Source organism: Pedobacter sp. GW821-FHT01D05 (assembly GCF_059422505.1).
This window is the reverse complement of record NZ_JBWKXA010000004.1, coordinates 407,463-422,367: the sequence shown is the minus strand read 5'-3', so window position 1 is coordinate 422,367 and position 14,905 is coordinate 407,463. Positions and strand designations below refer to the sequence as shown.

Annotated in this window: 11 protein-coding genes; 10 read left to right on the top strand and 1 reads right to left on the bottom strand. The window is 41.0% G+C overall.

Annotated elements, in window-relative coordinates; translation table 11 throughout:
• Positions 1–90 precede the first annotated feature (90 nt).
• From AC07VK_RS16810 to AC07VK_RS16780, 7 genes are all read left to right on the top strand, one after another.
• The gene (locus AC07VK_RS16810) at positions 91–696 is read left to right on the top strand and encodes a PH domain-containing protein (RefSeq protein WP_492961888.1); all 606 of its coding nucleotides are present in this window, start codon (positions 91–93) and stop codon (positions 694–696) included.
• Positions 696–1,085 carry a DUF6804 family protein gene (locus AC07VK_RS16805; protein WP_492961886.1) on the top strand — a complete coding sequence of 130 codons (390 nt, stop codon included), beginning with the start codon at positions 696–698 and terminating at the stop codon, positions 1,083–1,085. Before AC07VK_RS16810 ends, AC07VK_RS16805 begins: the two co-directional genes overlap by 1 nt.
• A gap of 36 nt (positions 1,086–1,121) precedes the next feature.
• Positions 1,122–2,450: a hypothetical protein gene (locus AC07VK_RS16800; protein ID WP_492953720.1), complete on the top strand. Its 1,329-nt coding sequence runs from the start codon at positions 1,122–1,124 to the stop codon at positions 2,448–2,450.
• Positions 2,451–2,460: 10 nt separating this feature from the next.
• A complete protein-coding gene (locus tag AC07VK_RS16795; RefSeq protein WP_492961884.1) occupies positions 2,461–3,306 on the top strand; it encodes a hypothetical protein in 846 nt (281 codons plus the stop codon).
• Between the two features lie 280 nt (positions 3,307–3,586).
• Complete coding sequence (locus tag AC07VK_RS16790) at positions 3,587–4,114, top strand: thermonuclease family protein (RefSeq protein ID WP_492961880.1); 528 nt, start codon at positions 3,587–3,589, stop codon at positions 4,112–4,114.
• Between the two features lie 732 nt (positions 4,115–4,846).
• Positions 4,847–7,816, top strand: coding sequence for a SusC/RagA family TonB-linked outer membrane protein (locus tag AC07VK_RS16785; protein WP_492961876.1), 2,970 nt, complete (start codon positions 4,847–4,849; stop codon positions 7,814–7,816).
• A gap of 2 nt (positions 7,817–7,818) precedes the next feature.
• The gene (locus AC07VK_RS16780; protein ID WP_492961873.1) at positions 7,819–9,582 is read left to right on the top strand and encodes a RagB/SusD family nutrient uptake outer membrane protein; all 1,764 of its coding nucleotides are present in this window, start codon (positions 7,819–7,821) and stop codon (positions 9,580–9,582) included.
• Between the two features lie 212 nt (positions 9,583–9,794).
• Here the strand turns inward: AC07VK_RS16780 and AC07VK_RS16775 are convergent, their stop codons facing one another.
• Positions 9,795–10,406 (bottom strand): GIN domain-containing protein, encoded by a 612-nt coding sequence (locus tag AC07VK_RS16775; protein ID WP_492961871.1) that lies wholly within the window; start codon positions 10,404–10,406, stop codon positions 9,795–9,797.
• 372 nt (positions 10,407–10,778) lie between these two features.
• Here AC07VK_RS16775 and AC07VK_RS16770 point away from each other — a divergent pair, with 372 nt between their 5' ends.
• The 3 genes from AC07VK_RS16770 to AC07VK_RS16760 are packed head-to-tail and all read left to right on the top strand — an operon-like array spanning position 10,779 to position 13,649.
• Positions 10,779–11,636, top strand: a complete 858-nt coding sequence (locus AC07VK_RS16770; RefSeq protein WP_492953726.1) for a COG1470 family protein — start codon at positions 10,779–10,781, stop codon at positions 11,634–11,636.
• A 26-nt stretch (positions 11,637–11,662) separates the two neighbouring features.
• Positions 11,663–12,676: an ABC transporter ATP-binding protein gene (locus AC07VK_RS16765; protein WP_492961869.1), complete on the top strand. Its 1,014-nt coding sequence runs from the start codon at positions 11,663–11,665 to the stop codon at positions 12,674–12,676.
• Positions 12,621–13,649, top strand: coding sequence for an ABC transporter permease (locus AC07VK_RS16760; RefSeq protein ID WP_492961867.1), 1,029 nt, complete (start codon positions 12,621–12,623; stop codon positions 13,647–13,649). The genes AC07VK_RS16765 and AC07VK_RS16760 overlap by 56 nt, the downstream gene beginning before the upstream one ends.
• Positions 13,650–14,905 lie beyond the last annotated feature (1,256 nt).

Below are 14,905 nucleotides of genomic sequence, written 5' to 3'. Positions count from 1 at the left end.
AGTTGTAGGCTTTACGGTTTCCCGTAAGAAAAGCAGTAAGTACCTTCATACTTTTGATATGAAAACTAAATACACACTAGACAAAAAATTATGATAAATGATTTAAAAAAGTTCTTAAATGAAGAGCAAGATCCAAAAGCCGTGGAAAAAATTTTAGAGCGGATTAATAGCCTGCTTACTTCTAACGAACAGGTAGAATATATTGCAGTACAAAAGAAACCTGCAATAAACTTCTCACCAGATTGTATTGCCTTAACGAATAGGCGAATAATATTTTGTAAACCAAAGAACTTTGGTTTGTCGATGGATTTTCAGGATTACAGTTGGAAAGATGTTGTGGATTGCCACATTAAAGAGGGCATATTAGGCGCAACATTTACAATGAAGACTGTAAGAAACTTCAATAACATGATGGATTATCTTCCAAAAAATCAGGCTAGGAAACTTTATCAATATGCTCAAGAGAAAGAGGAAGAAATGCGCGAATACAGAAGACAAAAGGAACTGGAAGATAAAAGAGCTGCAGCGGGTGGCGGTATTGTTGTAAATAATACTCCGATTACACCAAATGAAAACATTGTCCAGCAAGAAGACCCTTTTGCCGTTTTGCAAAAATTAAAAGCCCTATTAGAAAATGGAATTCTGTCTGCGGAAGAATTTGAAAATAAGAAAAATGAAATTCTATCGCGTGTGTAATGAAAGTTATAAAGTATATACTCATTGCGTGTTCGATCTGCTGTTTCGCCGCCATATTAAAATTGCCAATCGAATATTATACCTTTCTGAGAACAATAGTTTCGCTGGGTGCCTTGCTGCTTATTTACGTTTGGACAAAACAAAAAAACTATGCTTTAACAATTGTTTTTATCCTCGTCCTCATTCTTTTTAACCCACTCTTCCCCATTTACCTACACCGAAAAAGTATCTGGATTCCGCTTGATGTAATCACCGGCTTACTCTTTTTACTAATCGCCTTTTATAACAAAAAACAACCCGTAAAAAAAGAAGAAAAAGCCATAGAAGTTTTACCTGTTCAAAAAACATACGCCAGAGACCGGATTGTTTCTGCGAAGCGAGAAATATAATCATGAATTAATAAATCAAACTCAAAACTTAACGTTATGATTGCCCAAATAGAAGAATTTTTTAACCCAAAAACAGCTGAAGCACCTCAAGATGAAAATGTTGAGATCAAAGAACCCGTTACAGAAGAAGCAGAGGAAGTAAGAAAAAGAACTTACCACGAAGCAGGTTTTAGAGATGGATCGCGAAACAGCGGCAGCCCTTTGGCACTTTCGATATGCCTGAACGCCATTTATGCCAAGTTCCAAAACGAAGAAAAAGAACTGGTAGAAAAACAGCAATTGGCTAAAGAGCCCTATATCAACGAGCAGAAAACAAAGGAAACGGAAATCAAAACCCTTGCCATCAGTGAAGAAAGCAAAAAACAGCAGATCACCCACGTTGAAACCAATATCAGAAAGGTAAAAGACAATATCGAAGAGTTAAAATTCGAAATTAATGAGTTGGCCAGGGACCCCGAAAAATACCACATCAGTGCTTCAAAAGGTGCCTCAACAAAATTCTGGATCGGTCTGATCATCCTGATACCTTTAAGCTTGTATTTATTTACCTTTTATATCTCAACCTCTTATTCCGCCTTTTTTAAGCCTTTTGACGCAACAAGCACGATTATCATGAATGTGCTCGATTCAAAGGCTTTTTCAAAGGCCTGGCAAGATGGATCGTTAGAAGGTGCTTTCGTAACTTTTATTCCCTTTGTGTTTTTAGGCCTAGGCTATTTAATCCATATGTTTGGCGAAGTTAAAAGTATGGTAAACTACATTAAAATCGGCCTTCTTTTACTTACCACCTTCGTATTCGATGCTATTCTGGCCTATCAGATAGAAGAAAAGATTTATGAACTAACCAAAACCTTCGACACTCCTGCATTTAATCTCCCTATTGCCTTCGGTAAAATCCAGTTCTGGGGAATCATCTTTGCAGGTTTTGTGGTCTATCTAATCTGGGGCGTGGTATTTGATTTTATCATGAAAGAGCACCGTGAAAAAGACAAAATCAAACATGAGCAGCTCCGCAGAAAAAAGGACATCCAAATTCATCAGGATAGGATAACAGATATCGAAACGCAAAAAGAAAAGCTGATCGCAGAACTCAGCGATATAAAAAAACTTTCCCTTGAAGCGCAAGGGCGAATCGTTACCCTGCAAAGAATCATCGATGCCGTAATTATTCCTACAAAAGAATATGTGCTGTATGCCTCCGAGTACATGCAGGGCTGGATTACATTTGTAAACGAAAAACTCCGCATTTCACAGCACGAAAAATTTGACCTTCAAAATGAATGTAGGGCCTGTTATGATGAAAACCTTAAAAATGTAGGTGCCAGTGAAGATTCTCAAAATTCTGTTTATGTATCTACTTTATAAAGCCAGCACCATGAAATCGAAATTATTAACCTTATTACTAATCCCTTTAATTGTTGGCGTTTTTGTAAAAGAAAGTAAAGCCCAAGCGCAGAACCTGAACATCAGCTTTTTGCTCGACTTATCTGATCGGATAGCTCCAAAAAAGAACCCCGATTTCTATCAGAGAGATCTCGGATACATAAAATCAGTAGAAAGAGCTTTTGTCAATCATGTAAAAGGAAAAAAGATAATGCTTTTAAACGATCAGATGCAGGTTTTTTTTGATCCGATTCCTAAAATTCCAAATATCAATGAGCTAAGTCAACAATTGAAAATAAGTTTCAATCCAAAAACAGATAAAAAAGCTATTCTACGTATTGACAACATTTACACGCAAGTTTCTTCAAAAATCTATACACATACCATTAAAGACAATCATTATGTTGGTTCCGATATCTGGAAGTTCTTCAAAAATAATGTTCAGAATTATTGTATTAAAGATAAACAGCGAAATATATTGGTGATATTAACCGATGGTTACATGTATCATGAAGACAGTAAGTTTTTAGATAAAGGTAAAAGCTCTTACATCACCCCAGCATTTATCCAGTCAAAAAAGCTCATCTCTTCCGATTATAGGGCAATCATGAAAAAGAATAAGTTGGGTTTTATTTCTTTTCCTTATAATTTAAAAGACCTAGAAATTATTGTTTTAGGCATTAATCCATCAAAACAAAACCCATACGAAGAAGATGTGATTAAGCAATATTGGACTGATTGGTTTACTGCTATGAACGTGAAAAAATTCCACCTAATCACAACCGATCTGTCTGCCAATTTAGCACCTGTACTTCAAAAAATTATTTCAGGAAAATAAGAGGATATATTCACTAATTTAAAACTAGCAATGATCTTCTATAACACAGCTTGTTAATTAACCATTTTCAACAATACCATCCCTCAATCATGAAAACGCTCTCCTTACTCCTTTTTTTCTTTACCAACATTACTTGTAAAGAAAATACAAGCGTGTACATTTGCAACAGTCCTGGCGCTAAAAAATACCACTATACCTCCAGTTGCCGCGGTTTAAGCAATTGCACGTATAAAATTATAAAGGTGGATATAGAAAAAGCCAAAAAAGACGGAAAAACAATATGCGGTTGGGAAAAGTAAGTTTATTGGTTTTATTGTTAACGCTCCAGGCTTGTTTCATCCCGCCAGGCGAAAGCAAACCACTAATAAACTACAAGCATCTTATTTTTACCGCCAAAGTGATCCGCATTATGGATGGCGATACCATGGAGGTATTATACCAAAACCAGCCCATTAAAATCCGCTTGGCACATATCGATTGCCCCGAAAAAAGAGGCTCGCAACCTTTTGGCAATCAGGCTAAAAAAGCACTCTCCGATTTGTGTTTTGGGCAAATGGTGAGTGTGCGAGGCCAGAAATACGACCGCTATAAAAGATTAATTGCTATAGTAATTAACCACAACAAACAGGTAGTGAACCAGGAAATGATTAAACAGGGCATGGCCTGGCATTATAAAAAATATTCCAGCGATTTACTTTATGCACAACTGGAAATAGCCGCCAGGAAAAATAAAGTAGGCTTGTGGCAAGAAAAAGACGCTGTAGCGCCCTGGGCATGGCGGGAAACAAAGCATAACTTGTCAAAGTAGCAATTGGAATAATACTCATGATGTTTACTGGCAATTTTTTATCAAAAGTTATTAGATTTAACCCGAATTACTGCAGGATCATAGGTCTGAAACTAAGCGCATATTTTTGATGCTAAGCAATTACCTTGAGTCTTTAACGTCAATTCGGTACGACTAAAAAACAGATGAAAATATTAACAATAATATTGCAGCTTTTCATATCAATTTCTATTACCAGCGCTCAGCCCAATCTCAGGGAAGCGATGTAAATCAACATACCTGGGCGAGCAAAAAGCTTTGGGAAAATTGATTCTGCATCTGCTGGCTTTTATCAGTTACTTAATGCTATAAAGCAAATTGTAACCATTTGATATTTTTCTTGATTAACTGTTCGATAGCATTTATCCCCTCCGCATGCCTTACCTGTAATGCATCAGTACAAATGAGATAGGTTTTTCTGAAGGTAACATGCTGCATTATATGATTCTAATTTAGAGCAGTTCCATCTCCTTTTACCTTAATCTGAAAGCTGTAAGGATTTGGTTATACGGCGTTTTCATTTTTGAATGGAGATTATAATTTAACAATTTAATAATCTAGCTGGTTGCTGCTGCTTATATCAAAAAGACATCTTTGTGCGATTTTTTAGTTCACAGAAATCCTAAACCAAACAATTTATTATTATCAATTATGCTCATGAAAGGAATGTATACGCTTAATTTTCGATTGTCGCCCCCTTTGTTCCTGAAAATCATGTTTTCAGCAATACTCCTGGTGATGTCGATGGCTGTATTTGCACAGCAACCGGGGAGGACAATCTCCGGAAAGATCACCGACGAAACTGATCTGCCACTGATCGGTGCTACGGTAAAGGAACAGGGTACTTCGAATGCCGTTTCTACCGGTAGCAAAGGCGAATTTAGAATCAGCGCCGTTAAAGGTAAAATACTTGAGGTATCTTTTATCGGTTACAAAACAAAAATAATAGTTGCCGATGCCGATGTACTGAACATTAAACTGGAACCAGATGCCTCTACCATGGAGGAGGTTTTGGTTGTAGGTTATGGTAAACAGACCAAAAAAGACGTTACGGGTGCAGTTACACAGCTCGATGAGAAAAATTTCAGGCAGGGGGTTGTTACTTCGGCCGATAATTTACTCCAGGGTAAAATTGCCGGTGTACGCGTGGTAGCCAGCAGTGGCGAACCCGGAGGAGGTGTTGATGTAACCATCCGTGGGGTGGGTTCCATTCGTAGCGGGAGCACACCGTTGTTCGTTGTGGATGGGGTACCCCTAACCAACGATGATGTGAGCCCTACGGGTTCGAATGTTGGTTTTGGCTCGTCAAAAGCAAAAAATCCGTTAAACTTTTTAAATACAAGTGATATCGAATCCATTTCGGTATTGAAAGATGCTTCTGCGGCAGCCATTTATGGTGCGCGCGGATCAAATGGTGTGGTAATCGTAACCACTAAGAAGGGTAAAACGGGAGCGGGAAGCTTTACTTACGATTCGTATCTGGGCCTTTCGAATGTTGCCCATAAGCTCGATCTTTTAACTGCCGATGAATACCGTGCGGCAATCAAGGACAAATCTTTTGATCATGGCGGCAATACCGACTGGCAGGATGTAATCTACCGGCAGGCGAAAACATTGAACAATTCAGTATCCTTCTCGAAGGCCACCGCTACCGGCAACTATTATGTTTCTGCAGCACAGATGGATCAGGAAGGGATTGTGAAAAACAGTGAATTCAGACGCACCTCAGCAAGGATCAACGCTTCTGAATCGTTTCTGGATGATAAAAGACTGAAAATTGGCATTAACCTAACAGGAAGTGAAACCCGCGATGATGGTGTGCCAACCAGTGATGACGGTGGTTCGAACGGACAGTTGATCATTCAGGCCTTAATGTCGAACCCAACACGTTCGGTATTCGATCAGAATGGAAACTTCACCAATTTCAAGGCAAACGCGCACTATAACCCGGCCTACCTTTTGGATATTTACCGCGACCGTACACGCACCTTGAGGGTGCTGGGTAACCTGGATTTGTCTTTCAGAATTGTAAAAGGACTTGAATACAAGTTTAACTTAGGGTTAGACCGCTCTGTGGGCGAAAGGAATACCACTATTTTCCCGAACACAACAGATTTAAATCCAACAGGCAAGTATATCCAGGCAAACTTAGATTCGAAAAGTACGCTGATGGAACATTACCTTAACTACAGTCTGCTTACCGGAAAACATAAACTGGAAGCTATCGGTGGTTTCTCTTATCAAAAATTCGAAAGGGGCAGCAGTAGCTTTAACCTTGATGGAATAGCGGCAAAGAGCAGTGGGATTTTACCGGAAAACAATCCGGGTTACGCCGGAAAACAAACAGGCGTATTTGGTTTTGCACAGGTTAATGAGCTTCAATCTTTCTTTTCGAGGGTAAATTATGCTTTCGATAACAAATACCTCCTCACGGCATCGGTACGTGCCGATGGTTCTACGCGTTTTGGTGCGAACAACAAATATGGTTATTTCCCTTCGTTTGCATTGGGCTGGAACATGGCACAAGAAGATTTTTTCAAAAAGATCCCAGTTCTGAGCGAGCTTAAGTTAAGGGCAAGCTGGGGCCAAACGGGTAACCAGGAAGTACAGAACAAGCTTACACAGGCCAGTTATGCACTTTCTGCAGGCGATGGTTATTATTTATATAACGACCTGGCCCTGGTTAACGGTATTTCTGTAACCAGAACACCTAATCCCGATTTGAAATGGGAGGTGGTTACCCAATACAACATAGGGCTCGATTTCGAACTCTTTAAGGGCAAGTTTTATGGAACGTTAGATTATTTTAACAAAACCACAACCGATGCGATCCTGAACATTCCTTCGCAGGTATTAAGTCCAACCAGTACAGTATGGGTAAATATCGATGGCAAGATTGTAAATAAAGGATTTGAAATGATGTTGGGCTCGAGAGTGATCAATACCGGAAAATTCAACTGGTCGGTTGATGTGAACGGCGCAACCTTAAACAATAAAATTAAAGACCTTCCGGTTTCAGAAATCCTGTCTGGTACCATTTCAGGCCCGGGACTTTCCGGTGTAACCGCCAATATCTACAGAAGCGGTTATGCAGCGGGGTCGTTTTACCTGCTGGAACATATGGGTTTTGACAGTAAAGGCGCAAATATTTTTAGAGATGTAAATAGTGATGGCGTGATCGACAATAAAGATCGTGTAATTTTCCAGGGAGCCATTCCAACTTTTACCTATGGTTTAAATAGCCAGATGACTTATCAGAACTTCGACTTCTCGTTTTCGTTCATCGGGCAAACTGGTGGTTATCTGGTAAATAATACGGGTTTAAACGCACTGAATATTAACAACCTTTCTTCAGATAGAAATGTGGCCAGACGATATTTCGAATCAGGGGCTAATCCTGCCAACCCGCCACAGTTGTCTTCCCTATACCTGGAGAAATCAGATTTCATCAGGCTTAATTCTGTGCGTTTGGGCTATAACATCAAGCTTAAAAAACTAACCTGGCTGCAGGGACTTGGAGTATATGTTACCGGACAGAATTTATTTACCATAACAAATTACAGCGGTTACGATCCATTGATCAACAGCCCGAAAGCAACCGGAGGAAACCAGTCGCTGGGTATCGATTATACCAGTTATCCAACGGCAAGGACATTTATTTTTGGCGCCACCTTAAAACTATAACAATGAAAACATATCAATTATTTAAAATAAAAAATATCATGTTCCTGGTTACAGCCCTGGTTTTGGCCAGCTGTACCAAACTGGATGAAAAGGTGTTGGATGAAGTGCTGGGCGGTAACGCACAAAACCCGGCAGGGGCTTTAGCGGCAGCTTACGACCGTTTAGGTGATGGTACCTTTGTTGATCATGGTGCTGTATTCTCCCTGCAGGAGTATACCACCGATGAAGCAATATTGGCTACACGCGGAAGCGATTGGGGCGATGGAGGTAAATGGCGTTCGATGCACGAATTTACCTGGGCATCAGACAATCCGATTGTAACCGATAACTGGAATATGCTTACCAACGGGATTACCAGATCATTAACAGCAATTAAACAGGTTACTGAAAGCAGCATTCCGCAGAGAACACTCTTTTTGGCAGAAGCCAAAGGTTTACTGGCCTTTTATACCTATACTACGCTCGATCTTTTTGGGCAGGCACCATACAGAGATCCGATGGATGAAAAAGCGCCTTTAGAGATGAAACAGGCTGCAACTGAAATTGATAATCTCATCCTTCAGGTTGAAGCACTCATCCCTGATCTGGCTACCTTAGGTCAACAGTCTACACACAACGGAAGGTTTACCAAAGAGGCCGCTTATGGCCTTCTTGCCAATATGTACCTTAACCGTGCGGTATTTAAAAACCGTTATGCTGCTTCATTTAACTTTAATGAGAAATCGGTAAACACCAGTGAAACCGATATGGACAAGGTAATCAGTTATACTTCGCTGTTGATCAATTCGAGCAAGTTTAGCTTGTTGAGCAACTACTTCGATAATTTTGCGATCAAAAACTCCGGAGGTGCTGAACTGATTTTTGTAGTAACACAGAAAATTGATTATATCCATAATGGCTCCAATTCTTTCGCCTATGTTTGTGTAGAGCGTAACCAAAAACCTTCACCATTAAACAGGGGCACCAATGCTGCATGTATCAGCCCTGAGTTTTATGCAAGCTGGGAGGGTAACCATGATGACCCCAGGTTTGAAAGGAAGTACCAGTATGCCGATGGTACCTGGTTTATGAACAATGGCCCGGGTAGCGTTCCGGCAACAGATCTTGTTCCAAATAGTAGTCCTGCCGTACCCTGGTTCCATTTTAACAGGGGAATTATGGTTGGCCAGCAATACGGGCCGAAATTAACTACCGGAGGGGGATTCGAAATGACCTCAGACGGAAGAATCAAGGTATCTGAACTGGTAATGGAGAAAAGTACATCCACTAAAATGGACTTCACCCCGGCACTTAATTTTACAAACCCGGCACAGGCTGTTTTTGCACAAAACGAAATCAACCGTGGTGCCCGCTGTTTCAAATACGAATTCGACCCCGAGGAAGGTAACGGAACCAGCAATGTGGATATCCCTTTAATCCGTTTGGGCGCAATATATACCATGCGTGCCGAAGCTTATTTCCGCAAGGGGCTAACTACAGAGGCACTGGCCGATATTAACAAACTGCGTACTTCGAGAACCAGAGAATCGCTTTACGGGAATGCACCTGGTGTTGCCATCCCATCGCTTAATGAGGCTACCCTTTATAAAGAAATCGCCTTTGAAACCTATTGGGAACTGTTAAGACGCCCGCAAATGATCCGTTTTGGTAAATTTGAGCAGCCTTTTAGTGCAAAACCGATTACGCAGCCGTTTAGAAGAATCTTTCCAATCCCACAGACTACACTTGATGTAACAAAATCGATTAAACAAAACCAGGGATATTAAATTAACATGAAAAGTATTTTGCCCCCGTCTAAGGCCCAATAGTATTGAACGGTGGTGATTGTTGGTGGGAGGCTGGCATTAATCAATAAAAAATGCCCTTAAACTTAAGGGCATTTTTTGTAATCCTCCACAGCCAGTTATTACTTTTAGTGTGTTTTGGCTGTGGATTTATGAGGAATACGCTCCCCTTTTACTACTATTAATCTAAGTTGTTATTTCGCAAAATTCATTGCATTTTGTTCTGCTTCCATGATGGCCTGAGAAGCATACGATAAAGATTTAAGACTGGCAAAATCAGCCAGTTTTACATTTTTCATGTTGCTTGCAATCATTGTACTTTCGCCTGCAGTACCGTTTAATTTCAATACCGCATCTTCCTTAACGATGGTATATAAAGTGCCTGCTGTAGTTTTAATTTTTGCTGTAGCGCTCTGGTTCAGAAATAACTGAAGGTATTTTGCATCAATATTATTGCTGGTTACCACAACCGACTGTCCATAAGCTTCAATTCTTTCTAAATCTTTTACGGTAATGTTTAACGTTACCTGGCTGGTTTCCTCTGAATTGATGAATAAGGTTTTTCCATCGGTTGATACAGAAGTTTTTGTAGCATCGTAATTGCTGGTACCTTCTACATTTTGTTTATCACCTTGTGTTAAGATCAGCTTCACGTTACCACTTACCCAGATCCTGCTGAATTTTGATAATGAAGCAGTTTTGGTTTCTGCTTTAACTGGCTCAGCGGCAAAAGTTGCCATGGCTGATGAAGTAAATACTACTGCTGTTAATGCTGCTGCGAATATTGTTTTTGCTAAAGTTTTCATATCTTTTATATTTTAGGTTTTTGCTATTGTTTTGTTATTAAGACGCAGCTGCCCATTAAACGTTTCAGGCAAAAACCCGGTATTATACCAGTGTTGGTAACCGCTATACCAACGCCTGTAATTTCTAGACGAACGGTTGTTCATCATCAACGGTTTGAGGTAATCGTTTTCGGGGAAAACGTATAAACTTAAAGCGCAGCCTTTGTAACCTGCGTAATGCCGAAAAGCGCTGTCCTGCATTAACCCGCCAATTGTTAAAAAATGTTAAAGGAATTTGAAAATATTATTTTGTTGTTTTTTTTTGAACCTCCATCAGATAAACAAACAGGAAAGCATTTTTTAGAGCAATTATTTATTTTTTGATTTTAGATCATGTTATCAGCATTACCATTTAACCGTTTTCGCTTATCGGGAAGATTTGCGCTTTTTTTCATCATCTTTTTTGCCCCATCACTGGCCACTATTGCCCAGCCACTAAACGAAGCCAAGGCTGGCCCATCAGCCTTTACGGCAAAGCTGATCAATATTGAGGCGGCCACCAATGAAGTTTTTAGGTACAGTACCACCCTGCATAATGGCACTAAAAAGCAGGCCATTTACGAGCTGAAGGCAGCACTGCCAGAGGGCTGGGTAGTGAGTTACAAAGTAGAGGGCAGCCAGGTTACCTCGCTCAATATGGATGCCGGCAAAAGCCAGGAAATTGCAGTGGAGATTAATGCCAGTGCAAATGCATCACCTAAAAAATACAATATTCCCCTTAAAGCCGTTTCGGCCGATGATACCCTTTTACTTAAGCTCGAAGCAGTAGTAAAAGGCTCGTATGGCGTAACAATGAGTACACCGAGCGGAAGGCTGAGTGAAGAGGTGAGCTCGGGCGGGCATAAAGATATCCAGCTGGAAGTTAAAAACTCCGGCACACTGGCCCTGAACGAGCTGGAGCTGAGCAGTCAGCTGCCGAGCGGCTGGGAAGTGCGTTTCGAGCCAGCCAAGATCAGTAAACTTGAGGCTGGAAAAAGCGTAGCCGTTACCGCTTTTTTAAAAGTGCCCGATAAAACCATAGCCGGAGATTATGCGGCAACCTTTAGCCTTTCGGGTGCCAATGCGAACACGCAGCTCGCGTTCCGCATGTTTGTTAAAACTTCATTGCTTTCTGGCTGGATCGGTATCCTGGTGATTGTGCTCGCCATAGGCAGTGTATACTACCTTATACGCAGGTACGGCAGAAGATAATCCATTCTTTAACAGCACAAAATAAGATGGAACCTATTATACAACTCAGGAACCTAAGCAAACGCTATGGTACCTTTAAGGCGGTTGACGAACTGAACCTGGACGTGTACCGGGGTGAGATTTTTGGATTGCTCGGGCCAAACGGCGCAGGCAAAACCACCTCCATATTAATGATGCTTGGGCTAACCGATCCTTATAGCGGTACTGCCCGTGTTTGCGGATATGATGCCACCAAAAACCCTATTGCAGTAAAGCAGAAGGTGGGCTATATGCCCGATAGTGTGGGCTTTTATAACCGCATGACGGCCCTCGAAAATTTAATTTATTTGGGCAGGCTGAACAACCTGGACGAAAGTACCTTAAAAGACCGGGCCAAAGCAGTACTTAATATAGTGGGGCTTGCTGGCAGCATGGATAAAAAAGCCGGCATTTTTTCGCGGGGCATGAAACAGCGGCTGGGCCTGGCCGATGTATTGATCAAAGACCCCGAGGTAATTATTCTCGATGAGCCAACACTCGGCATAGACCCTGCAGGGGTAAAAGAATTTTTAAGCCTGATTAAAACCCTGAGCGAGCAGCAGGGGCTAACCGTTTTGCTCTCTTCGCACCACCTGCACCATGTACAACAGGTATGCGACCGTGTGGGAATATTTGTTGGCGGGAAACTGTTGGCCCAGGGCGATATTGCCTCGCTTTCTGCGAACCTTTTTGGCAAAGAAGGGGCAGTTACCACCATTAAAACAGCACAGTTAATTGAGCAGCCCTGGCCATTGGAAGCCGAAATGAGGCAATGGGAGGCGGTTACAGCTATTGGCATTTCTGGCGATACGCTGGAGTTTAGCACCCAGCATGATATTACCCCTAGCATTGTTAAGCATTTAGTGGAAAAGGGTTACGGCATTTTACAGGTAAGCCGTAAGGAGTATGGCCTGGATGAGATCTATCAGAAATATTTTGAAAGTAGTTTTAATGAAAATCTAAATCATGGAAAATCAAGCGGTATCTTCAAGCGCGCTTTCTTCGGGCAGAACAAAAAATAAGAAATATACAGGCTCATTTCAGCCAAACAGCGCCTTTGGCGTAATTATCCGAAAAGAGATTGCCGATCACATCAGGAGCTGGCGCTTTTTGGTACTGCTTGGTTTGGTGCTTTTAACCTTTGTGGCTTCTTTATATGTGTCGGTAAGCAATATCAGAACGGCCTTTACCAATACAAACGATCCAGACCATGCCTTTATGTACCTAAAGCTGCTTACATCAACAGATAATGCCATGCCGCCTTTCCATGTGCTGCTCAGTTTTCTTGCACCGCTGCTTGGCATTAGCATGGGCTTTGATGCCATTAATTCGGAGCAGAACAACGGCACTTTAACCCGGCTTTTGGCACAGCCGATTTACCGGGATAACCTGTTGCTGGCTAAATTTAGCAGTGCGATAATGATAGTAGGCATGCTTTTTCTTTCGCTCACCCTACTTATGATCGGCGGCGGGCTGGTGTTAACAGGCGTTAGGTTAGAAGCCCAGGAACTGATCAGAATAATGGGCTTCGTTTTTGTAACCCTTCTTTACGTGGCTTTCTATTTAAGTTTATCGATCCTGCTTTCTATTGTTTTTAGGCAGCCGGCAACTGCTGCACTTAGCGCCCTGGGGCTGTGGCTGTTCTTTACTGTTTTTTATCCGATTATCGTTAACCTGGTTATAAGGGCCTTTTTACCCGACCCGGCCTACCTTACGCAGGCACAGGTAATGGGCTACAATGAATTTATCTTAGATATTATGCGGATTGCACCCAACCAGCTTTATACCGATGCGGCCACCACATTATTGATGCCATCGATACGGAGCCTGGGCCCCATGAGTATGGAGCAAATGGCAGGTGCCATTCCCAGTCCGCTGCCGGTAAAAGAAAGCCTGATGATTGTATGGCCCCAGTTAAGCGGAATAATTGCCGCCAGTACAGGTTGTTTTGCCATTGCTTATTACCTTTTTATGCGCAGGGAAATTAGAAGTTAATACAAAGCAATCATCTCTAATTTTTTGTTAGGAAATATTGGATTACCGATCGCAGTGGATCTGAAGAAAGTCAAATCCCCTGGAATTAAAAAAACGTTCTGTTATGATAAATTATAGTGTAAAACCCTTTGGTACGGGGGTAAGGAACAATTATCAGTTATACCTAATATAAGCCTATTAAAAACAATAGGCAAGTTCATGCTGCCTGAGCGCCTAATTTACAACAACAATAAAACCACCTCCTTTCTTATTTGTACAATAAGGAAAATGACCTATACTGCAGTTCGATATTGATCGGTGTGGATTTTCCCTGTATGACCAGCGGCTAATTCTATTACAATTATTAATCATGTTTACCCTAATTCTGTAACGGAAAAATAATTATTTAACCCTAATTCTGTGACGAAATATTCATTAATTAACCCTAATTTGCAACAACAAGTAGTTTTGGAACCCACATAATGTGGCCATCCGATTTTATGCAGGCTCGCTGCACATTACCGACGCCGTTACCCTCGGCGGAAAGAATTACAAACTATTGAATCTCCCTTATTATCTGGTGTTTCAAATCGAGAATTACCTAACCTGGTTCAAAACACAAATTTAGATTAGCAAGTTTACACGAATTTTTTCAAAAGAATTGAAATAGATTAGTCCATAGCGTTTATTATCAAATCTTAGGATCTATAACGATTCCTATTTGTTATCCGATTGATTAATAGGTGATAGGGAGTGAAATACCCATTTTTAGGTATTGCAGTGACGGGAATTCTCATTAACTTTATTTAACAAACAAACTACCGCCACACGCGTTCAATAAACCATTTGTGAAAATAGCCCAAGGTTATTTACGGGGTATCTGTCACCCAATGGTGAATAGGCGAATTTCTTGGAGTGGGATAAAAAAAGGATGGATAGGGGCTAATTTGCAGCGCTGGTGACCTTCGCTCAGCCAGTACTGCGGTAGCTAAAAGGAAATTTAAGTTTCCGTAAACGACTATATTACCACTCGGAACTATGGGGGCAATTGATAGCTTGTGCGAAAAATAAACATATCTAAATTAACAATGATAAGCTCATGGAAAGTCTCCTAAACACTATTTTGTTTCTGTACTCCATCAATCTACTGTACAGCCAAGTCATAACCTTTAATAAAAATGTAGATGCCACCTGGAATTCGGGCAGTGTGGGAAGTTCTAGGCATTGAAAGTGATGTCAAAAAGTTCCTATTCAGCCAGCACAGGGCTATTGACCTG